We start from the raw sequence: 20,123 nt of genomic DNA, 5'->3' as shown, positions 1-20,123 counted from the left end.
GCCCGCTTTGGCGGGCTCCTCACCATGAGGGTTTAGAATCTCGCCGCGAAGCACGACCTCATCCTGAGGGCCCGCCGCAGGCGGGCGTCTCGAAGGATGGCCGCGGGCGGCCCTAGTTGATCGACCGGATCAGATTCTTGATCTTCTCGGCGTGCGGGCCGAGATCCTTGGCGAGCTTGTCGAGATAGGGATCGGCGACCGCCGTAAAGCTCTTCTTGTCGACGTTGTCGACGATCTTCACGCCCATCTTCTTCAGCTTCTCGGCCGCGGTGCGTTCGAGCTCGAACGCCTTGGCCGGCTCCTTGGAGCTGATCTCGTTGGCCGCGGTCTGCACCCACTGCTTCTGCTCGGCCGAGAGGCTCTGCCAGAGCTTGTCGGAGATGAACACCAGCGCGTTGTTGGCCTCGTGCTCGGTGATGTTGAGCACAGGCGCGACCTCGTAATGCTTGTTGACGAGGTAGACGTTGATGCTGTTCTCGGCGACGTCGACGACGCCGGTCTGCAGGCTGGTGTAGACGCTGCCGAACGGCATGTGCACGGTCTGGGCACCATAGGCCGGGAACATGGTGTCCTCGGTCGCGGTCGCCTGCACGCGGACCTTCAGGCTCTTGACGTCGCCGACATTGTGGATCTCCTTCTTGGAGTACATGTGGCGCACGCCCTGCGAGCCGGTCGCGATGACGTGCAGGCCCTGCGTGGTCTCGTCGATCATGGTCTTGAGCGCTTCGAACACTTTCGGATCGGCCAGCCCCTTGATCACATGGTTCTCGTCGCGGAACAGGAAGTGCAGCGACATCACGCCGGCCTGCGGCGAGATGGTCGCGGTGTTGGCTGAGGAGATGATGGCGAACTCGACATCGCCGGCCTTCACGAGCTGAAGCACCTGCGGCTCCTGCCCGAGCTGTGCGCCGGGATACTGGTCGATGATCATGGTGCCCTTGCTCAATTCCTTGAGCTTGTCGGCGAAGAGGTCACCGGCGATGGAATAGCCGGTGTTGCGCGGCTGGTCGTAGGCGAAGCGATAATGCTTCACCTCCTGCGCCCCCGCTCCCGTGACGAACAGCACGGCGGCCGCACCCGCCAACCCATGTAAGAATCTTGGCATGGATCGCGCAATCATCGTTTCCCCCTGTTTTATCGCCCGCCGCTTGTGCGGTCTGAGCGTTCGTTCGCTTGCTATCAGCCCTTCTCGGCCTTCCCAGTCCTCTGCATGAAATCGAAGTCGCAGCCCTCGTCGGCCTGCATGATGGTCTCGTTGAACAGCCAGGCGTAGCCGCGCCGTGCCTCCTCGGGCGCAGCGGCCGGCTTCGAGGCGGCGCGCCGACGCTCCAGCTCGGCGGCGTCGACCAGCAGCTCGATGCTGCGCTTGGCAACATCGAGGCGGATCATGTCGCCGTTCTTCACCAGCGCCAGCGGTCCGCCGACGGCGGATTCCGGGGTGATGTGCAGCACGATGGTGCCGAACGCGGTGCCGCTCATGCGCGCATCCGAAATGCGCACCATGTCCTTGGTGCCGCCGCGCGCGAGCTTCTTCGGGATCGGCAGATAGCCCGCCTCGGGCATGCCGGGCGCGCCCTTCGGGCCGGCATTGCGCAGCACCAGCACGTCGTCGGCGGTGACGTCGAGGTAGGGATCGTCGACCCGCAAGGTCATGTCCTCGACGGATTCGAACACCACCGCGCGCCCGGTGTGCTGCAGCAGTTTTGGACTCGCGGCCGATTGCTTGATGACCGCGCCGCGCGGCGCGAGATTGCCGTGCAGGATGGCAAGGCCGCCTTCCTTCTTGATCGGATTGTCGCGCGGACGGATGGCGTCCTGGCCGGGCACGTCCTCGGCATTCGCCGCGACCTCGCGCAGCGTCTGGCCGGAGATGGTCTTCGCATCGAGATCAATGAGGTCGCCGAGCTGCGCGAGCAGCTTCGGCACGCCACCGGCGTGATGGAAATGCTCCATATAGTGCTCGCCTGACGGCTTGAGGTCGACCAGCACCGGCACCTCGCGGCCGATCTGGTCGAACGCGCCGAGATCGAGCCGGTGCGGCGAGCGATGCGCCATCGCGGTCAGATGGATCAGGCCGTTGGTCGAGCCGCCGATGGCCTGGAGCACGACCTGTGCGTTCTTGAAGGACGCCGGCGTCAGGAGTTCGCTCGGCTTCGGCCCCTTGGTCTTGGCCATCTCGGCGGCGACCTTGCCACTGGCTTCAGCCAATCGAAAACGCTCGGCATGCGGCGCGGGGATCGTCGCGCTCATCGGCAGCGACAGGCCCATCGCTTCGATCATGCAGGCCATGGTCGAAGCCGTGCCCATCACCATGCAGGTGCCGACGGATGGCGCGAGACGCCCGTTCACCGCCTCGATCTCGGCATCGTCCATGTCGCCGGCGCGATATTTCGCCCAGAGACGGCGGCAATCGGTGCAGGCCCCCAGCACCTCGCCCTTGTGATGGCCGACCACCATCGGCCCGACGGGGATCACCACCGTCGGCAGGTCCGCGCTGATCGCCGCCATCACCTGCGCGGGAAGCGTCTTGTCGCAGCCGCCGATCACGATCACCGCATCCATCGGCTGGGCCCGGATCATCTCCTCGGTATCCATCGCCATCAGGTTGCGCAGATACATCGAGGTCGGATGCGCAAAGCTCTCGGCGATCGAGATGGTCGGGAACACGAACGGCATGGCGCCCGACAGCATCACGCCGCGCTTGGCGGCCTCGATGATCTGCGGGACGTTGCCGTGACAGGGATTGTAGTCGCTATAGGTGTTGGTGATGCCGACGATCGGACGCTCCAGCGCATCGTCGGAATAGCCCATGGCCTTGATGAACGCCTTGCGCAGGAACAGCGAGAAGCCGGCATCGCCGTAGCTCGTCAGACCCTTGCGCAACCCACTCGTCATCACGTCACTCCTTCCAGGTTACCATTGTGGTACAGCCTGCCCTCCGATTGTCAATAAGATTGGTCCAGATTGTCGCAGTTTCAGCCTGAGAGCCCTGCATGCGGCACAAATTATTGACAATCCATCGCCTCCCTGCTCCACAGGACGGACCGGCCATGCGCCGGGAGGCTGAGGGCATGTCCGACATTCGCACCGCAGACGCCATGACGGTCCGGCGCGACGACCTTGATGACGTCGTCGCACGGCTGGAGGAGGACATCATCTTCGGCCGCCTCGCGCCCGGCGCGCGCCTCACCGAGGACGCGCTGATGTCGCGCTACGGCACGTCAAGGCACTTCGTGCGGCAGGCGCTGGTGGATGCGGAGCGGCGCGGCATCGTCCGCCGCGAGAAGAATGTCGGCGCCACCGTACGGTTCTACTCGGCCGAGGAGGTGCGGCAGATCTACGAGGTCAGGGAGATGCTGACCCGTCAGGCCGCGCTGATGATCCCCCTGCCCGCTCCTCAAGGTCTGATTGATGAGCTGACCGCGCTGCAACGGCAATATTGCGCCAAGGCCGACGTACAGGACCTGCGCGGCATCCACGAGGCGAACGACGCGTTCCACCTCGCGCTGTTCTCGGCCTGCGGCAATCCCTATCTGGTACGCTCGCTGCAGGACTACATGAACCTGACGCTGCCGATGCGCGCGAAGAACCTCGCCGACCGCGAGGGCCTCGCGCAATCGCGCCGCCAGCACGAGCTGATGATCGAGCTGTTGAAGGGCCGCGACAGCTGGGCGCTCGCGCAGCTCTGCGTCGATCACATGCAGTTCAGCAAGTCGGATTATCTGGCGCGGATTGCTGGCGACAGCTAGCGCTGGCGCATGCGCCTGTTGGCCCGCCGGCCCTGCAACGGCCGATGCGGAGAAGAATGAACCACGCGTGAGCGACGGAACCCGGCGGAACTCATCCAATATAATCTTCTGGTAGATGAAGACCAATCACGCAACCAATTAACGGGTTGTTAGAGGACTCTATTTCAAATGGTTTCTGAAACACATAACAACCATGCCGGGTTCCATTTCCCGGAACAGTCCGATGAATGTACCTGGTTTCCTGATCGCAGTGGCCTTCGGCGCAGCATTCTTCGCGGCGGAGTATGCGTGGTACTACCAGCCCGATTTCATCAACCCGGACGCCCTGATCAGCATGTTCTCCTCGGAACATATGAAAGCGCGCGCAGCCGTCAAACATGCGCTGATCGATCCGGACTCGGCCAAATTCAGTACATTGCATTCAGTCGAGGCCGGCGCGGCGAGGTATGTTTGCGGCGGCGTCAAGGCGAGGGACAAGTTCGGCCAGTCTGTCGATGTCGCTTTCGTCTATACCGTGGCCATTGATTTTGCCCGCATCGATGACGACGGACGGATCACGCATCAGCGTTCGGGATACAGACCCTGTCCCACCGAAGAGGACAAGGTCGCGCAGCAGCGGCCGGGTGTGTCGCCCGGCGTGGCGGCGGTCGTCAAAACCATTCAGAAGGCCGCCCCCGACGTGCAGACGTCGGTTGCCCCCGCCCTGACGAAGCCTGCAGCTTCAGCGGGCGGATCGTCATCCGGCGGCACGATAGAGCAGCAGGTCCGCGAGCTCGCCGCCAAGACCGTTCCGCCTGATGCTGCAAATGGACAGCCAAATTCGCCCGCGAACCGAGGGGCTGCCAAGGAGAGCGAGTGGCAAGCCGATCGGCCGCCGGCCGCGTGGCCCACATTCCCTCCGGATCACGCATTGGCGAGATCAACCCGGAAACGAAGCCCGTCGGAAGCACTGGCCCTGGCGAAGGACGTCGAGGACCGCTGGAAGAAGGCGGAGTCATCGGCCGACAGCTCGGCGCGTCCGTCACCGGAAGACATCAACGAGGCCTGCCGCGCACTGCTCACGATCGATTCGAAGCACGCCGACTATCCAAAAGCGTGGGCTGCGTTTGCGCGACTGCAAAAGATGAGTCGTGACATCGCCCGCGGCTGATGTCGGCCGACGCGCTTCGCTCGCCGGGCGCGCAAAGGACCGTTCAATACCGTCTCAGCAGCCCGCGCTCCACGCTGTTATCGCCATAGTCGGCGCAGGCCTGCTCCGGATTCCTGATCAAGTCGGTCCGCACCTGCCTGAATGTCCTTCTGGCGGCCTCGGCCACCTCTGGGCGGAATTTTCCGGGATCGTAGCTCTCGCCATCAAAGGCCTTGATGGCCGCAGCATAGGCATCGATCATCGCCATCGCGGCATCCGGGCTGCCGAGAAGCCGGGCGCCGAGTTGAACGCTGCCGGCACCATCGACCTCATAGCCGGTGCATCGCTGCTCCAGCACCGCGGATGCCGTGACGAGCTGATCGAGAAACGTCGCTTCGGCCTGGCTGAGCGCTGCGGCTTGCGCCGGCGCTGATACCAGCAATGCGACAGCTGGCAGTTTGATTTTCATGCTCGGCCGATCATGTGGATCGATCAGGCCCGCCCCTGACGACCCATGACAAGGCCGTACACAAACAGGAGGATGATTGCACCGACCACGCTTCCGATGAAGCCGGCGCCCTCCCCGAACCGGTACCATCCCACGGCCTGACCGAGCCAGGTCGCAACGAACGCGCCCACAATTCCCAGGACCGTCGTCAAAATGAACCCTGTGGGCTCGGATTTGTCGCCGGGCATGATGAACTTCGCGACCAATCCTACGATAAATCCGATGATGATCGTCCAAAGGATACCCATGTCCATCGCTCCATTCGGTCAATTCGAAACATCAAACGTCTGAAGGAATGTCGTTTGATGGGCCAGACGACGCCGGGAATGACGTTGATCTAGATCAATGGGCGGAAGCGGCCGAGCCGAAAGCTGCAGGCCGCTCTTGCTGTGTGAGACGGCGCTCGACGAGCGCTGCAACGCGAAACGGGTCAGTGCATGGCGATCATCGGCGAGATCACGCACACGACGACCTATCGCTATGCAAAGCCGGTGACGTTCGGCACGCACCGGGCCATGTTCTTGCCGCGGCGCGGCGCCTCGACCCGGCTGCTTCGCTGGTCCGCTTCGACCAGTCTGCCATCAAAGGTGCATTGGGTGACCGACGCCCGCTCCAATGCCGTCACCGTGATGGACTTCAGCGAGCCCGGCAGCGAGCTGACCTTCACGTTCAAGGTTCGCGGCATCTATTTCGGCATCAAGGGGCTGGAGACGTTTCCGCTGGAGCCGCGGGCCGAGGAAGTCCCCGTGCAGTACACGCCGGATGAGTGGACCGATCTTGCAGGATATTTGCGTCCGCATGCCGACGATCCAGACGGCAGCCATGCGGCATGGACCAAGAGCTTCGTTGCCGGCGATCAGGACCGGACCGCCGACCTGCTGCGCCGGATGCTGGGCCTGTTTCGCAGCGAGTTCAGCTATCGCGGAAGAGAGGCGGAAGGCACCCAGTCCCCTGGCGAGACGCTGCGCACGAAATCCGGCACCTGCCGCGACTTTGCCTGGCTCATGATCGAGACGTTGCGCCGACTCGGCTTTGCCGCGCGCTTCGTCAGCGGCTATCTCTATGACGCATCGCTCGACGGCAGCGCAGTGGGGATGACCGGCTCCGGCGCCACCCATGCATGGGTGCAGGTGTTCCTGCCCGGCGCCGGCTGGCTCGATTACGATCCGACCAACAGCCTGAGCGCCGGCTTCGACCTCATCCCGGTGGCCATAGCGCGGCATCCAGGGCAGGCCGTGCCGCTGGCCGGCTCGTGGTTCGGCGATTCCGGCGACTACCTCGGCATGTCGATCAATGTCGCCGTTCGCAAGCTCGGCGAAATGCTCGATCCTTCGGACGGATAGGCCGCAGGCGCGGCGGTCGCTGACCATGGTGTCTCATCGCAACAACACAAAGGGACATGGGCTGCTCGGCGCCGTTGCCGTCCCATTCGAGATTCTGAAAGACAGGGTCAGGCAGCTTTACGAGGGCGACACATTCGGCTGCATCAGATTTCGCTACGCCTTGCTCACGCTCGATATCGTCACGGTTCTGTTCATCATCGCGACCTCGTTCCTGCCTCGCAACAGGACCGTCGAGGCGCTCGATGTCGTGTTCGGCCTGCTGATCCTTGCGGATTTCTCGGCACGGATGATCATCAGCCGTCAGCCGCTGCGCGAGCTCACGCGGCTTTCGACCTGGACCGACATCGTCGTCATCATTTCGTTCCTCGCGCCGCTCGCCGGAGAAGCCGGCGGATTCCTGCGTGCGTTCCGGACATTGCGGCTGTTGCGCGACTACCAGATGGTGGCGCGGCTGAGGGCCGACAGCGCCTTCTTTCGACGGAACGAGGAAGTGGTCTTTGCGGTCGCGAATCTCGGCGTGTTCATTTTCGTGATGACCGGGGTCGTCTACGAGACCCAGAGGTCCCACAACCAGCAGATCGCCAACTATGCCGACGCACTCTACTTCACGGTCACCGCGCTGACCACGACCGGTTTCGGCGACATCACCCTGCCCGGCACGGTCGGGCGACTGATCACCGTCGTCATCATGATCTTCGGCGTGACCCTGTTCCTGAATCTCGCCAAGGCCCTGCTCGCGCCCTCCAAGGTGCGCTTTCCCTGCCCGGTCTGCGCCCTGCAGCGCCATGACGTCGATGCGGTACATTGCAAGGCCTGCGGGACCATCCTGAATATTCCCGACGAAGGCATGGACTAGGCACCGCATGACGGCGCGCTGAAGCGCGCGCCATGGATGCAGCAGGCCGAGAAGGATCGGCCGCCGCACCCCGCCTGCGAAGACTGAGGACGTCTCGTCTCAGTGAGAGAACACGCGCGTGCCGGGAGTCCAGGCCCGCGGGCTTCCGATCGGACTGGCTCCGATTTCCCAGCCCGCGCCACCCCACAGGGCGTCAACCACGCCAAGGTCGCCCGCGCCATCGCGGACAAAGAAGAGGTTCGGAGCGGAGCCGGTCTGCAGCGCCCCGCTTTCGCCGTTGGCCTGCAGCTTCAGGAGACACCAGATATCGGCAAGTTTGCTCTCGGCACGAGCGCCCAGCTCATCGACGATCCGCGCGGCATTTGCAGGATTGTTCAAGGCATGAGTCTGCAGAGACGTGTCGTCCGCGGTCTCGACCTTGACGGCGAAGCGGCGTGCGAAGCTCGCGCCGAGCCACGAAATCTTGACGGGCGCGGTCGGCGCAATGTCCTCCTTGAAATGCTTGCTCGCAACGAAGGATTCGGTAGATGGGATGGCGGCCGTCGACGGGGGATCGAGGGGTTCACCGGGCTTGCGCTTGAGCGAGCATTCGATCTTCGCACGCGGAGCGAGCGAGGCCGAGCTGCCGCCATCGGCCTTGTTCGCGTCGGCGTACGCGCTGAAACCCGATGCCGCCAGAACAATCACGAGACATGGGTTGAGCGCAAAGCGGCGCATTTGTTGGCGTCCTTGAATGACCGATTCAAGAACAAGGTAAACTGTAGATTGCAGCTGTAAATCGAGGATTAGGTTTCTGGTTAAGCTTAAAGCAAGGAACTCATTTGAGAGAAATGCGAGCTATCTCCGGAACCATCTGCGTCCCTCTGGCACAGCGCGTGATGCAACACTTCAACCAGAAACCAGATAGCCACGCGGCCCTTCTATTTGCTTGCCAAGCGCGCGATCGCCTGACTGGCCGGAGGAACCTGCGAGCCCGGTTCGGATATCGGCTGCGGCGTGGCCCGGCAGCATCTTGCCTGTGCGTGAAGCGGATCGTTCCACGTCCAGCGCACACTCCAGGCAGGATTGTGGGCGTAGACCGGGATGCGCCAGAACCAGATGGTTTCGTAGACATTGTCCCCGAATCGCTCCACATCCGGACGCGGCGTTGGCCAGGATACCGCCGCGACGAGGGCGACGGTCAACACCGCGGCCCCTGAGAGAACCATCTTGCGCATTTTGCTTTTCCACAATCGCTAGAATGAAAAGGCGGTCACGTCCGCGCGACGCAATGGATAGAAGAAACGCTCACGTGTTCCGACAATAGAACGCCTATTTCCGAAAACGGAAATCCGGAACTCTACGGTGTGCACTCAGACGTTAGACGGAGGGGGCCGTTCAAGACCTCTGCCGTCATCGCGATCGTGCGCCCCTCCCGCCCCGCAAGCCGAGCCGGGAGGGCGCATCTGCATTCCTGACGTCGACGCTAGCGCTTCTTCCAGTCGATGATGCGGCTCGGGTCGGCGTCGAACTCCATGCTGCAGAACGTGCCGCCCTGGAAATAATCGCCGACCGGATCGGGCTTCAGCTTGGCCTGCTCGGCCATCGCGTGCTCGCGGAAATCTTCGGCGCGGCCCGTCGGGCGGTAGCCGAACTCGTAGGCGCGATGGTTGTCCCACCAGGCGCGCTCGTTGAGGGAGGCGCCGTAGAAGACTTCGAAGTGGATGTCGGGATGTTCGAGCCCGATGCGGCAGAGCTGCACGAGGTCGTCGGGCTTGAGCCAGATCGCGAGCCGGCGCTGGTCGAGCGGCATGTCGCCAAAATTGCCGATGCGCAGGCAAGTCACCTTCAGCCCGTGCTTGTCGGCGTAGAGCGCGCCGACCGCTTCGCCGAACACCTTGCTGACGCCGTAGCGCCCGTCGGGGCGCGGGGTGACGTCGGTGCCGATCTTGTGGTGACGCGGATAGAAGCCGACGGCGTGGTTCGACGAGGCGAACACGACGCGCTTGACGCCCTTGCGGTACGCGGCCTCGAACAGATTGTAGCCGCCGATGATGTTGGCCTGAAGGATTTGATCCCAGCTGCCTTCGACCGAATAGCCGCCGAAATGGATGATGCCGTCGACCCCCTCGCAGATCGCCTCGCACTGCGCGAGATCGGCGAGGTCCGCCGCCTTGAATTTCTCGTTCGCGCCGAGATCGGCCGGCGGCTTGATGTCGGAGAGCAGGAGATCCGGATAGATCGGCGGCAGCAGTTTTCGCAGGCTCGTGCCGATTCCGCCCGAAGCTCCCGTCATCAAAATACGCGGCATGTTGTCCCTCGCCGTTAGTGACCGATTTGCGGTCACGTGTCTCTAATGATAGCAGAATTGTCCAGAGGGAACGAAACGAGAGAACCGACATGAATGAGGCATCGTCCCACTCCCAGGAGCGGCCAGGCTGGCGGCCGGCGAGCTATTATCCGGATCCGGCGATCCGCGCGCTCGATCCCCGCTTCGAAAAATACTGGCTGAAGCTGTCGGCCGTGGAGCGGCTGGCGACCGGGCTGCGCTGGGCCGAGGGGCCGGTCTGGTTCGGCGACGGGCGCTATCTCCTGTGCAGCGATATCCCGAACCAGCGCATCATCAAATGGGAAGAAGAGACCGGTGCGGTCTCGAACTTCCGAAAGCCCTCGAATTTCGCCAATGGCAACACCAGGGATCGCCAAGGCCGGCTGGTGACTTGCGAGCACGGCGGCCGTCGCGTGACCCGCACTGAGCATGACGGCGAGATCACCGTGCTGATGGATCAATTCAATGGCAAGCGGTTGAACTCGCCGAACGATGTCGTTGTTAAATCGGACGGCTCAATCTGGTTCACCGATCCGACCTTCGGCCTGCTCGGCAATTACGAGGGCTACAAGGCCGAGCCCGAGATCGATCCGAATGTCTACCGGCTCGATCCCCAGACCGGCAAGGCGACCATCGTCGCCGAGGGCGTGCTCGGGCCGAACGGGCTGTGCTTCTCGCCGGACGAGAAGATTCTTTACGTCGTGGAATCGCGCGGCGTGCCCAACCGAAAAATCCTCGCCTATGACGTTTCGCCCGAGGGCACCACGATTTCGAAGAAGCGCGTCCACATCGATGCGGGTCCGGGCACGCCGGACGGCATGCGCTGCGACATCGACGGCAATCTCTGGTGCGGCTGGGGCATGGGCGATCCCGAGCTCGACGGCGTGGTCGTGTTCGCGCCCGACGGCGTCATGATCGGCCGCATCGCGCTGCCCGAGCGCTGCGCCAATCTCTGCTTCGGCGGCGTCAAGCGCAACCGCCTGTTCATGGCCGCGAGCCAGTCGATCTACGCGCTGTATGTGAACACGCAGGGCGCGTTGGGGGGATAGGCTCTCTCCGCAGTGACAGTCTCGTAGGGTGGGCAAAGCGAAGCGTGCCCACCATTTCTTGCTCGGCTCGCAATGGTGGGCACGTCGCGCGAAGAGCGCGCCTTTGCCCACCCTACGAGACCTCGTGTTGTCGAAACACATTGGCCAAAAAGAAAAGCGCCGGAGCGGGTTCCCGCTCCGGCGCTTTGTTCATTCAGGCGCTGAAATTTACGCCGCGTTGAAGCCGGCGACCGCCTTCACTTCGAGGAAGTCCTCGAGGCCGTACTTGCCCCACTCGCGGCCGTTGCCCGACTGCTTGTAGCCGCCGAACGGCGCGGTGCGGTCGTTGGGCACGCCCTGGAGGTTGACGTTGCCGGCGCGGATCTGGCGGCCGACGCGCTTGGCGTCCTCGACCGTCGCGCCCGAGACGTAGCCGGCAAGACCGTACGGCGTGTCGTTGGCGATCTGCACGGCGTCGGCTTCGTCCTTGGCGCCGATGATGGTCAGCACCGGTCCGAAGATCTCTTCGCGCGCGATCGTCATCTCGGGAGTGACGTCGGCGAAGATGGTCGGACGGACATAGAAGCCCTTGTTGACGCCTTCAGGCAGGCCCGGGCCGCCGGCGACGAGCGTTGCGCCCTCGTCGATGCCCTTCTTGATCAGCGCCTGGATCTTGTCCCACTGGCCGCGATTGACGACCGGGCCGATGGTGGTGCCTTCGCCGCGCGGATCGCCGGCCTTGGTCTTGTCGGCGACGGCCTTCGCGATCGCTGAGACTTCCTTCATCTTCGAGGCCGGTACAATCATGCGCGAGGGCGCGTTGCAGGACTGGCCGGAGTTGTTGAACATGTGCATCACGCCGCCGGTCACCGCCTTGGTGAGGTCGGCACCTTCGAGGATGACGTTCGGCGACTTGCCGCCGAGCTCCTGGCTGACGCGCTTCACGGTCGGCGCGGCGCGCTTCGCCACATCGATGCCGGCGCGGGTCGAGCCGGTGAAGGAAATCATGTCGATGTCGGGGTGCTCGCTCATGGCGGCGCCGACCTCGGGGCCGAGACCGTTGACGAGGTTGAACACGCCCTTCGGCACGCCGGCTTCATGGAGGATCTCCGCGAAGATCAGCGCCGAGGTCGGGGTGAACTCCGAGGGCTTCAGGATCATGGTGCAGCCGGCGGCGAGCGCAGGCGCGACCTTGCAGGCGATCTGGTTGAGCGGCCAGTTCCAGGGCGTGATCATGCCGACCACGCCGACCGGCTCGCGCAGCACCATGGCGGTGCCGACCGGCTCCTCGAAATGATAGTTCTTGAGCACGTCGAGCGTGGTCATGAGATGGCCGAGGCCGGCGCCGGCCTGCAGCTTCTCCGCCATCGGCAGCGGCGCGCCCATCTCGTCGGAGACGGCGGCGCCGATCTCCTTGAGACGGCCCTTGTAGACCTCGATGACTTTGGTGAGCAGCGCGACGCGCTCCTCGCGGCTGGTCTGGGAGAACGTTGCAAAGGCGCGCTTGGCGGCGGCAACGGCCTTGTCGACATCGGCCTTCGAGCCGAGCGCAACCTCGTACATCGCCTCTTCCGTCGCGGGATTGACCACGGCGGTGGACTTCTTGACGGCGGGATCGACCCAGGCGCCGTCGATGTAGAATTGCATGCGATTGACCATCGTTAACCTCTTCTTGGGGGCTTGGAGGGGGCGTTTCGGCAGGCATCCTTGCACGAAAGCGCCGGCAATTGAACCCGCCATATGCGGGGCCAGCGTTGCGGCGGACACGCGGAATATGGGACGCGATTTGAAGCGAGGCAAGCGGCCATGGGTCCCGGCTCTGCGCCGCGACATTTCATGTCGCGCCGCGTCCGGGACACGAGATTGTAACGAGTCTAGATAGTCTCGTGCCCCGGACGCAGCGCAGCGCTTCCCCGGCGATGCGAAGCATCGTCCGGCGCAGCGGTGCGCTGCTGAGCCGGGGCCCATGCGGCCGGTTACCTCGACTACACCGCCATCTTCCGGTGCAGCACCGGCGCGCCGGTGGTGAGGCTTTCGGCCGCATCGATGATCGCATTCGCATCGATGCCGTAGTGCCGATAAAGGTCCGCGATGCTGCCGGTCTGGCCAAACTGCTCGACGCCGAGCGCCTCGACGCGGTGGCCGCGGACGCTGCCGAGCCAGCCGAGCGCGGAGGGATGGCCGTCGATCACGGTCACGAGGCCGCAGTCGCGCGGCAGCGGCGCCAGCAGCTTTTCGATGTGGCTGAGGTGCTGCACGCCGCGGCGGTCGCGCCGCAATTTCCGCGCGGCGGTCCAGCCCGCGTGGAGGCGGTCGGCCGAGGTGATCGCGAGCAGGCCGACGTCGCGGCGGCTCTCGCCGATGAAGCCGGTGGCCTCGATCGCCTCGGGCGCGACCGCGCCGGTATAGGCGATCACGACCTCGGCATTCGGGCCCGGCTTGCGCAGCCAGTAGGCGCCGTCCGTGATGCCCTGCTGCAGCTCCGGCGTCATGATCCGCTGCGCCTGCTCGATGCTGCGCGTCGAGAGCCGCAGGTAGACGGAACCGCCCTCGCCCGGATCGCGCTGCATGTGGTCAAAACCCCAGCCCATGATCACGGCGAGTTCGTCGACGAAGGCCGGCTCGAACGAAGCGAGCCCGTCCTGCGCCATGCCGATCAGGGGCGTTGCGATCGACTGGTGCGCGCCGCCTTCCGGCGCGAGCGTGATGCCGGACGGCGTCGCCGCCACCATGAAGCGCGCATCCTGGTAGCAGGCATAGTTCAGCGCATCGAGGCCGCGCTCGATGAAGGGATCGTAGAGCGTGCCGACCGGCAACAGCCGCTCGCCATTGATCTGGTGCGACAGGCCGAGCGCCGAGAGCATGATGAACAGGTTCATCTCGGCAATGCCGAGCTCGAGATGCTGACCCTTGGGCGAGAAGTCCCAATTGAATGTGGACGGAATTTTCTCGCTGCGGAATAAATCCGCCTTCTCGCCCCGCGCGAACAGGCCGCGGCGGTTCACCCAGGGCCCGAGATTGGTCGAGACGGTGACGTCGGGCGAGGTCGTGACGATTCGCTTTGCCAGCTCGCTGTCGCCGCGCGCGATCTCGTTCAGCACCAAGCCAAAGCCCTGCTGGGTCGACATCTGCGGCGACGGCTTGAAGCTGAGCTGCGCGGGCACCTCGATGACAGGCGCGGTCAGCCGGCGACCGTCCTGGTTGAACGGCACGCGCGCAAGGAACGCGTCGAGCTCGGCAGCGGATTGCGCGAGGCCCTCGTACTTGTCCCATTCGTGGCCGGGACGGATGTTCTGGCTCTCGCGATATTTCTCCATCTGCGCGACCGTCATCAGGCCGGCATGGTTGTCCTTGTGGCCCTGGAACGGCAGGCCGACGCCCTTGATGGTGTAGGCGATGAAGCAGACCGGGCGGTCGTGATCGACGGACTCGAACGCCTCCAGCATGCTCGCCATGTCGTGGCCGCCGAGATTCGACATCAGTGCCAGCAGCTCCTCGTCGCTGCGCTTGTCGATCAGTTTTGTGATCGGCCCCTGATCGCCGATCTCGTCATGCAGATGTTTTCTGAAGGCCGCACCGCCCTGGAAGCACAGCGCCGCATAGAGCGCATTCGGGCAATTGTCGATCCAGCGCTTGAGCGCCTCGCCGCCGGGCTCGGCAAAGGCCTCGCGCATCAGGCGTCCGTATTTGACGATCACCACGTCCCAGCCGAAATTGCGGAACATGGTCTCGAACTTTTCCCACAGACCTTCGCGCACGACGGCGTCGAGCGACTGGCGGTTATAGTCGACCACCCACCAGGTGTTGCGCAGGCCGTGCTTCCAGCCCTCTGCCAGGGCTTCAAAGATGTTGCCCTCGTCCATCTCGGCGTCGCCGACGAGTGCGATCATCCGCCCCTCGCGGCGGTCCTTCATCCAGCCATGCGCCTTGACGTAGTCCTGCACCAGCGAAGAGAACAGCGTCTGCGCGACGCCGAGGCCGACCGAGCCGGTGGAGAAATCGACGTCGTCGACGTCCTTGGTCCGCGAGGGATAGGACTGCGCGCCCTTGAAGCCGCGAAAATTCTCCAGCTTCTCGCGACTCTGCCGGCCGAACAGGTACTGGATGGCGTGGAACACCGGGCTCGCATGCGGCTTCACCGCGACGCGGTCCTCTGGGCGCAGCACATGGAAATACAGCGCGGACATGATGGTCGCGAGGGAGGCGGACGAGGCCTGGTGGCCGCCGACCTTGAGTCCATCCGCATTGGCGCGGATGTGGTTGGCGTGGTGGATGGTCCAGGACGACAGCCACAGTGCCTTGCGGCTGAGAGCGGTCAACGTGTCGAGGCGAGCGGAATCGACGGGCATGGCGATGCTCCGGAAATCTGATTCCGGGATCATACGCCTGCGGGCGGGGCCAAACTTCTCAATTTTTCGCGCCATACCCGCCGAAATTGGGATATTTTACCAATGAAATGCCATCCGATACAGGTTCCATCCCAATGCCCGAGCTCGACGCCATCGACCGCAAGATCCTCAGCTACCTCCAGAACGACAGCCGCCTGACCATGCAGGAGCTCGCCGACAAGGTCGGGCTCTCGGTCTCGCCCTGCCACCGCCGGGTCAAGCTGCTCGAGGAGCGCGGCGTCATCTCGCGCTATGTGGCAACCGTCGACCAGAAGGCGCTCGGCCTCCACGTCAGCGTCTTCATCTCGATCAAGCTGGCGCGGCAGAAGGAGGAGGACCTCAACCGCTTCGCCCGCGCGATCTCGAAATGGGATGAGGTGCTGGAATGCTACCTGATGACCGGCAACCGCGACTATCTCCTGCGCGTCGTGGCGGCCGACCTCGCCTCCTACGAGACCTTCCTGAAGACCAAGCTGACCCGGCTCGACGGCATCGCCTCGATCGAGTCCAGCTTCGCACTGAGCCAGGTGAAGTACTCGATCGCACTGCCGGTGTGATCGCGGCTGTCACATGGGCGCAACAAACCACGCCGATGGTCGTGGCCCACTCGCAGCCAGCCGAGAGAAGGACCCATGACCGACCGCACCTCCCAGACCGCCAAGCGCGAGCGCATCATCCAGGAGATGGCCGACGATCTCGACGAAGAGCTGGAGATGGAGCTGGATGACGCCCGTCTCGACGAGCTCCTGGACGAGACCGATACGCTGAACCCGACGGTCGACCGAAAACTCTATTTCCGGGAGCTGCTCCGCCTCCAGGGCGAACTGGTCAAGCTGCAGGACTGGGTGCAGAACGAGAAGAAGAAGGTGGTCGTGCTGTTCGAGGGCCGCGATTCCGCCGGCAAGGGCGGCGTCATCAAGCGCATCACGCAGCGCCTCAATCCGCGCGTCTGCCGCGTCGCCGCGCTTCCCGCGCCGAGCGAGCGCGAGCGGTCGCAATGGTACTTCCAGCGCTACGTGGCGCACCTGCCGGCCGGCGGCGAAATCGTGCTGTTCGACCGCAGCTGGTACAACCGCGCCGGCGTCGAGCGCGTGATGGGCTTCTGCACCGAGGAGCAATACCAGGAGTTCTTCAAGACAGTGCCGGAATTCGAGCGGATGCTAATCCGCTCCGGCATCATCCTGGTCAAGTACTGGTTCTCGATCACCGACGACGAGCAGCAGTTCCGCTTCTCCATGCGCATCAAGGATCCGCTGAAGCAGTGGAAGCTGAGCCCGATGGACGTCGAGGCGCGCAGCCGCTGGGAGGCGTACACCAAGGCCAAGGAGACGATGCTGGAGCACACCCACCTACAGGACTCGCCGTGGTGGATCGTCGATGCCGTCGACAAGAAGCGCGCGCGGCTCAACTGCATCTCGCATCTGTTGAGCCAGATTCCGTACCAGGAGGTCGCGCGCGTCCCGGTGGTACTGCCGGCGCGCGTGCGCAACCCGGACTATCACCGCGGCCCGGTCCCGCCGGAGATGTATGTGCCGGCGAAGTATTGAGGGAGGTCTTGTAGGGTGGGTTAGCTGGGCAGGTGCGCGAAGCGCATCTGCACGGCGTAACCCACCTCTTCTGTAACCGCGGCAAGGAAAGTGGTGGGTTACGCCATGCGGACTGCGCTTCGCGCAGCCGCAGGGCTAACCCACCCTACGGCACCGTCAACGCCACGGCTGCACGATGATCTTGGTGTGGACTTCCGGATTGGCCAAATCCGCGAACGCCTTTGCCACGCCGTCGATGCCGACTTCCGCCGTCACCATGGCCGCGGCATCCACCTGCCCTTCGGCAATCAACCGAAGCGACGCCGCAAACTCCTCCGGCGTGTAGCCGAGCACGTACTGGACATTGAGCTCCTTCATGATGCCGAGCATGGGCTCGCTTTTATCGCTCTCCATGCAGACGCCGACCACGACGATGCGCGCATCGCGCGGGGCACCTTCGAACACCTGCTGCAACAGACCGGGCACGCCGACGCATTCGAAGATGATCGCCGGCTTGAGCGCCGGCAGCATGGCCTGGAACGGCGGCCGCGCCGCCTTCTCCGCCTCCGACATCTGCGCATGCTCGGCCCAGGTCGCATAGGGCTGCGACACCCTGGGATCGACGACGATGTCGGCGCCAAGTTTCGCCGCGAGCGCGCGACGCGCCGGGGAATAGTCGGCGGCGACGATCGGATGCAGGCCCCTGATCTTCAGCGCGGCGATCACCGCAAGCCCGACCGGCCCGCAGCCGATCACCAGCGGCACCTCGCCACCGCGAATGCCGGCTTTCGCCACGGCGTGAACGCCGACCGCCAGCGGCTCGGTGAGCGCGGCGTGTTCCGGCGCAAGGCCGTTGGGCACCTCGAGCAACAACGGCTCGCTCAGCAGCATCGCTTCCGCATAGCCGCCGACAAATTCGTTGGAATAACCGATGCCCTTGATGCCCTCCGGCGTCAGCAGCGCGGGCAGCGAGCAGACATGCGTCCCCGGCTTGAGCCGACGTTCGGTGCCCGGGCCGTAATCGACGATCTCGCAGCAGAACTCGTGACCGAACACGACATCGCGCGACAAATCCATCGGCGTGCGACCGGTCTTCTTCGCCATCTCCACCATGCGGGGAGCGTGCTGACGCGCATGCAGGTCGGAGCCGCAGATGCCGCAGGCGAGCGTCTTGACCAGCACCTGGCCCGCGCCCGGTTTCGGCTCGGCCATCTCGCCAACGACAATCTCACCGTCCCTGAAAATCGCGGCGCGCATCCGGCTCCTCCCGTGTTGTTGGAGCCGTTGATAGCACGAAGCGGGAGCTGCGATATTGCGTCAGGCGTTCGGGGAACGCTCGGCCTGCACCAGGAGCGAGGCGCGGCGGACGCGTTCGCGGTGGGCGATGTAGAGACCGCTGGCGACGATGAAGGCCGCCCCGACGATGGTCCAGATGCTCGGCACCTCGCCGAAGATGAAGAAGCCGAGAACGCTGACCCACAACAATTGCGAGTAGGAGAAAGGCGCCAGCACCGAGGCATCGCCGTAGCGATAGGCCAGCACGACGATCCACTGGCCCGCAGTCGAGGCGATGCCGATGAAAATGCCGAGCGCGATCGCGGTCCAGGACGGCGTCACCCAGACGAACGGCACGATCGCGGTGAGGATCGCAAGGCCGGTCAGCGAGGAATAGGCCATGGTGGTGACGACGGCTTCGCGGCCGCTCATCATGCGCGTCAGGATCAGCGTACCGGCCCAGCAGGCCGCCGAGACGACGGGGAAGAACGCCGCCGGATGAAACGCGCTGGTGCCCGGCCGCAGGATGATCAGCACGCCGATGAGGCCGAGCGCGGTCGCGAACCAGCGGCGCATGCCGACCTTCTCGCCGAGGAAGACGATCGAGAGCGCGGTGACGAACAGCGGCGCGACGAAGCCGGTGGCGGACGCCTCCGCGATCGGGAGGAAGCCGAGGCCGGTGATGAAGAACAGCGAGGAGCCGAGCAGCACCGCGCCGCGCATCACGTGCAATCCGAGACGCTCGGTGCGCATCGCGTAATACGGCGAGGACCGCAGCATCACCGGCGTGAAGATCAGCGCGAAGGTGAGAAAGCGGATCCAGGTGATCTCGATCGAGGGCAGGCTGGTCGACAGATATTTCGCGGCGGTGTCGGAGCAGCCGAGGAACACCGTCGACAGCAGGATCAGCGCGATGCCCTTGAAGGGATGATCGACGCGCGCAGGTGCGCGGCGACCAACATGCTTCTTCTCGGGCATGGGCACGGAAATACTGTCGAGCCTTGCGGCTGCGGCTGGCGGCGGGGTCACGGCTGGAACTCGGGAAAAATGCGAATCGAGTGCGTTCTTAAAAAACGACAAATGCGCCGCTTTCACAACTTCCGAAAACAGGATGCCGATATGCGCTGATCGCCGCGCGCGTCAATATTCCATTAAGAATAGGCCTTTGCTGCACTACAGCATGGGCAGTCCACGCGGCTTCGGGCCGCGCGGAAACGCCGCATCGAGCGCCGAAATCTCCTCTTTCGTCAGCACGAGATTACCAGCCGCCGCATTTTCGCTGGCGTGTTCCGCGGATGAGGCCTTCGGAATCGCGAACACCGTAGTCGCACGGGTGAGGAAGCTCAGCGCGACCTGACGCGGTGTTGCACGAAGCGCCTCCGCGATGCGCGCGAGCACGGCGCCGCCCTTGCTGTTGCTCGCCGGGAAGTCGTCGTGACCGAACGGCGAATAGGCGACGACGGCAACATCATGCTTCTCGCACCACGGGATCACCGCATGCTCGATGGCGCGTTCCTTGAGATGATAGAGCACCTGATTGCAGGCGATGCGCCCTTCGCCCGAGACATCGAGAATCTCGTCGAGATCGTCGGCATCGAAATTGGAGACGCCCCAGGACTTGATCTTGCCAGCCTTCACCAGTTCCTCGAACGCTGCGACGGTGTCCTCGAGCGGATAGGAACCGCGCCAATGCAAGAGATAGCAGTCGAGCCGATCGGTCTTCAGCCGCTTCAGCGAGCGCTCGCACGCGGTGATGGTGCCACGGCGCGAGGCGTTGCTCGGCAGCACCTTGGACACGAGGAACACCTCGTCGCGCCGGCCCGCGATCGCATCGGCAATGACGAGCTCGGCATCGCCATACATCTCGGCGGTGTCGACATGGGTCATGCCGAGATCGAGCCCGCGCTGAAGCGCCGCGATCGCGCGCTTGCGATCGCCATGGTCGAGATACCAGGTGCCCTGCCCGATCACGGATACGTTGGTGCTGGTTTTGCCGAAGGGTTTTGTGTTCAT

At 64.1% G+C, this 20,123-nt stretch carries 19 protein-coding genes; 7 read left to right on the top strand and 12 right to left on the bottom strand.

What is annotated here, in order from left to right; genetic code table 11:
• Positions 1 to 112: 112 nt before the first annotated feature.
• Together XH79_RS30715 and XH79_RS30710 are read right to left on the bottom strand one after the other, a co-directional pair.
• Positions 113 to 1,120 carry a TRAP transporter substrate-binding protein gene (locus XH79_RS30715; RefSeq protein ID WP_271584057.1) on the bottom strand — a complete coding sequence of 336 codons (1,008 nt, stop codon included), beginning with the start codon at positions 1,118 to 1,120 and terminating at the stop codon, positions 113 to 115.
• A 59-nt stretch (positions 1,121 to 1,179) separates the two neighbouring features.
• Positions 1,180 to 2,895, bottom strand: a complete 1,716-nt coding sequence (locus tag XH79_RS30710; RefSeq protein WP_271584056.1) for an IlvD/Edd family dehydratase — start codon at positions 2,893 to 2,895, stop codon at positions 1,180 to 1,182.
• Positions 2,896 to 3,071: 176 nt separating this feature from the next.
• Here XH79_RS30710 and XH79_RS30705 point away from each other — a divergent pair, with 176 nt between their 5' ends.
• Both XH79_RS30705 and XH79_RS30700 read left to right on the top strand, forming a co-directional pair.
• A complete protein-coding gene (locus XH79_RS30705) occupies positions 3,072 to 3,749 on the top strand; it encodes a GntR family transcriptional regulator (RefSeq protein ID WP_271584055.1) in 678 nt (225 codons plus the stop codon).
• A gap of 223 nt (positions 3,750 to 3,972) precedes the next feature.
• On the top strand, positions 3,973 to 4,899 hold the full coding sequence (locus tag XH79_RS30700) for a hypothetical protein (protein ID WP_271584054.1): 927 nt from the start codon (positions 3,973 to 3,975) through the stop codon (positions 4,897 to 4,899).
• A gap of 43 nt (positions 4,900 to 4,942) precedes the next feature.
• On the opposite strand, the gene XH79_RS30695 is transcribed toward XH79_RS30700, so the two are convergent.
• Together XH79_RS30695 and XH79_RS30690 are read right to left on the bottom strand one after the other, a co-directional pair.
• On the bottom strand, positions 4,943 to 5,347 hold the full coding sequence (locus tag XH79_RS30695; protein ID WP_212343537.1) for a hypothetical protein: 405 nt from the start codon (positions 5,345 to 5,347) through the stop codon (positions 4,943 to 4,945).
• Between the two features lie 23 nt (positions 5,348 to 5,370).
• Complete coding sequence (locus XH79_RS30690; RefSeq protein WP_212343875.1) at positions 5,371 to 5,634, bottom strand: GlsB/YeaQ/YmgE family stress response membrane protein; 264 nt, start codon at positions 5,632 to 5,634, stop codon at positions 5,371 to 5,373.
• A gap of 189 nt (positions 5,635 to 5,823) precedes the next feature.
• Here XH79_RS30690 and XH79_RS30685 point away from each other — a divergent pair, with 189 nt between their 5' ends.
• Together XH79_RS30685 and XH79_RS30680 are read left to right on the top strand one after the other, a co-directional pair.
• Positions 5,824 to 6,729: a transglutaminase family protein gene (locus XH79_RS30685; RefSeq protein ID WP_271584053.1), complete on the top strand. Its 906-nt coding sequence runs from the start codon at positions 5,824 to 5,826 to the stop codon at positions 6,727 to 6,729.
• A 25-nt stretch (positions 6,730 to 6,754) separates the two neighbouring features.
• The gene (locus tag XH79_RS30680; RefSeq protein ID WP_271584052.1) at positions 6,755 to 7,585 is read left to right on the top strand and encodes a potassium channel family protein; all 831 of its coding nucleotides are present in this window, start codon (positions 6,755 to 6,757) and stop codon (positions 7,583 to 7,585) included.
• A 99-nt stretch (positions 7,586 to 7,684) separates the two neighbouring features.
• On the opposite strand, the gene XH79_RS30675 is transcribed toward XH79_RS30680, so the two are convergent.
• From XH79_RS30675 to XH79_RS30665, 3 genes are all read right to left on the bottom strand, one after another.
• Positions 7,685 to 8,302: a hypothetical protein gene (locus XH79_RS30675; RefSeq protein WP_212343534.1), complete on the bottom strand. Its 618-nt coding sequence runs from the start codon at positions 8,300 to 8,302 to the stop codon at positions 7,685 to 7,687.
• 203 nt (positions 8,303 to 8,505) lie between these two features.
• Positions 8,506 to 8,802, bottom strand: coding sequence for a hypothetical protein (locus tag XH79_RS30670; RefSeq protein ID WP_271584051.1), 297 nt, complete (start codon positions 8,800 to 8,802; stop codon positions 8,506 to 8,508).
• A 248-nt stretch (positions 8,803 to 9,050) separates the two neighbouring features.
• Positions 9,051 to 9,875 carry an NAD-dependent epimerase/dehydratase family protein gene (locus XH79_RS30665; RefSeq protein ID WP_212343532.1) on the bottom strand — a complete coding sequence of 275 codons (825 nt, stop codon included), beginning with the start codon at positions 9,873 to 9,875 and terminating at the stop codon, positions 9,051 to 9,053.
• A gap of 89 nt (positions 9,876 to 9,964) precedes the next feature.
• Between XH79_RS30665 and XH79_RS30660 the strand changes: the two genes are divergently transcribed.
• On the top strand, positions 9,965 to 10,942 hold the full coding sequence (locus XH79_RS30660; protein ID WP_271584050.1) for an SMP-30/gluconolactonase/LRE family protein: 978 nt from the start codon (positions 9,965 to 9,967) through the stop codon (positions 10,940 to 10,942).
• 207 nt (positions 10,943 to 11,149) lie between these two features.
• On the opposite strand, the gene XH79_RS30655 is transcribed toward XH79_RS30660, so the two are convergent.
• Both XH79_RS30655 and XH79_RS30650 read right to left on the bottom strand, forming a co-directional pair.
• Entirely contained in the window at positions 11,150 to 12,580 is a 1,431-nt protein-coding gene (locus XH79_RS30655) for an aldehyde dehydrogenase family protein (RefSeq protein WP_212343530.1), read from the bottom strand.
• A 326-nt stretch (positions 12,581 to 12,906) separates the two neighbouring features.
• Positions 12,907 to 15,270, bottom strand: coding sequence for a transketolase (locus tag XH79_RS30650; RefSeq protein WP_271584049.1), 2,364 nt, complete (start codon positions 15,268 to 15,270; stop codon positions 12,907 to 12,909).
• Between the two features lie 134 nt (positions 15,271 to 15,404).
• Between XH79_RS30650 and XH79_RS30645 the strand changes: the two genes are divergently transcribed.
• Both XH79_RS30645 and ppk2 read left to right on the top strand, forming a co-directional pair.
• Positions 15,405 to 15,866: an Lrp/AsnC family transcriptional regulator gene (locus XH79_RS30645; protein WP_018648199.1), complete on the top strand. Its 462-nt coding sequence runs from the start codon at positions 15,405 to 15,407 to the stop codon at positions 15,864 to 15,866.
• A 75-nt stretch (positions 15,867 to 15,941) separates the two neighbouring features.
• Positions 15,942 to 16,856, top strand: coding sequence for a polyphosphate kinase 2 (gene ppk2 / locus XH79_RS30640; RefSeq protein ID WP_271584048.1), 915 nt, complete (start codon positions 15,942 to 15,944; stop codon positions 16,854 to 16,856).
• 156 nt (positions 16,857 to 17,012) lie between these two features.
• Here ppk2 and XH79_RS30635 read toward each other — a convergent pair whose 3' ends face one another.
• The 3 genes from XH79_RS30635 to XH79_RS30625 all read right to left on the bottom strand — a co-directional run bounded on the left by XH79_RS30635 (position 17,013) and on the right by XH79_RS30625 (position 20,123).
• Positions 17,013 to 18,092 carry a zinc-binding dehydrogenase gene (locus XH79_RS30635; RefSeq protein ID WP_271584047.1) on the bottom strand — a complete coding sequence of 360 codons (1,080 nt, stop codon included), beginning with the start codon at positions 18,090 to 18,092 and terminating at the stop codon, positions 17,013 to 17,015.
• A gap of 60 nt (positions 18,093 to 18,152) precedes the next feature.
• Positions 18,153 to 19,094, bottom strand: coding sequence for a DMT family transporter (locus XH79_RS30630; protein WP_271584349.1), 942 nt, complete (start codon positions 19,092 to 19,094; stop codon positions 18,153 to 18,155).
• Between the two features lie 189 nt (positions 19,095 to 19,283).
• On the bottom strand, positions 19,284 to 20,123 hold the full coding sequence (locus XH79_RS30625) for an aldo/keto reductase (RefSeq protein WP_271584046.1): 840 nt from the start codon (positions 20,121 to 20,123) through the stop codon (positions 19,284 to 19,286).

The sequence above is a fragment of the Bradyrhizobium sp. CCBAU 45389 genome, assembly GCF_028128625.1.
In the GTDB taxonomy this organism is placed as follows: Bacteria; Pseudomonadota; Alphaproteobacteria; order Rhizobiales; family Xanthobacteraceae; genus Bradyrhizobium; species Bradyrhizobium liaoningense_B.
The sequence above is the reverse complement of the archived record's forward strand: the minus strand, read 5'-3'. Positions and strand labels throughout refer to the sequence as shown.

Bases quoted from the DNA above. Each gene is read 5' to 3' on its own strand.
- XH79_RS30715 (WP_271584057.1), bottom strand. From the start codon at position 1,120: ATGATTGCGCGATCCATGCCAAGATTCTTACATGGGTTGGCGGGTGCG.
- XH79_RS30710 (WP_271584056.1), bottom strand. From the start codon at position 2,895: ATGACGAGTGGGTTGCGCAAGGGTCTGACGAGCTACGGCGATGCCGGC.
- XH79_RS30705 (WP_271584055.1), top strand. From the start codon at position 3,072: ATGTCCGACATTCGCACCGCAGACGCCATGACGGTCCGGCGCGACGAC.
- XH79_RS30700 (WP_271584054.1), top strand. From the start codon at position 3,973: ATGAATGTACCTGGTTTCCTGATCGCAGTGGCCTTCGGCGCAGCATTC.
- XH79_RS30695 (WP_212343537.1), bottom strand. From the start codon at position 5,347: ATGAAAATCAAACTGCCAGCTGTCGCATTGCTGGTATCAGCGCCGGCG.
- XH79_RS30690 (WP_212343875.1), bottom strand. From the start codon at position 5,634: ATGGGTATCCTTTGGACGATCATCATCGGATTTATCGTAGGATTGGTC.
- XH79_RS30685 (WP_271584053.1), top strand. From the start codon at position 5,824: ATGGCGATCATCGGCGAGATCACGCACACGACGACCTATCGCTATGCA.
- XH79_RS30680 (WP_271584052.1), top strand. From the start codon at position 6,755: ATGGTGTCTCATCGCAACAACACAAAGGGACATGGGCTGCTCGGCGCC.
- XH79_RS30675 (WP_212343534.1), bottom strand. From the start codon at position 8,302: ATGCGCCGCTTTGCGCTCAACCCATGTCTCGTGATTGTTCTGGCGGCA.
- XH79_RS30670 (WP_271584051.1), bottom strand. From the start codon at position 8,802: ATGCGCAAGATGGTTCTCTCAGGGGCCGCGGTGTTGACCGTCGCCCTC.
- XH79_RS30665 (WP_212343532.1), bottom strand. From the start codon at position 9,875: ATGCCGCGTATTTTGATGACGGGAGCTTCGGGCGGAATCGGCACGAGC.
- XH79_RS30660 (WP_271584050.1), top strand. From the start codon at position 9,965: ATGAATGAGGCATCGTCCCACTCCCAGGAGCGGCCAGGCTGGCGGCCG.
- XH79_RS30655 (WP_212343530.1), bottom strand. From the start codon at position 12,580: ATGGTCAATCGCATGCAATTCTACATCGACGGCGCCTGGGTCGATCCC.
- XH79_RS30650 (WP_271584049.1), bottom strand. From the start codon at position 15,270: ATGCCCGTCGATTCCGCTCGCCTCGACACGTTGACCGCTCTCAGCCGC.
- XH79_RS30645 (WP_018648199.1), top strand. From the start codon at position 15,405: ATGCCCGAGCTCGACGCCATCGACCGCAAGATCCTCAGCTACCTCCAG.
- ppk2 (WP_271584048.1), top strand. From the start codon at position 15,942: ATGACCGACCGCACCTCCCAGACCGCCAAGCGCGAGCGCATCATCCAG.
- XH79_RS30635 (WP_271584047.1), bottom strand. From the start codon at position 18,092: ATGCGCGCCGCGATTTTCAGGGACGGTGAGATTGTCGTTGGCGAGATG.
- XH79_RS30625 (WP_271584046.1), bottom strand. From the start codon at position 20,123: ATGAACACAAAACCCTTCGGCAAAACCAGCACCAACGTATCCGTGATC.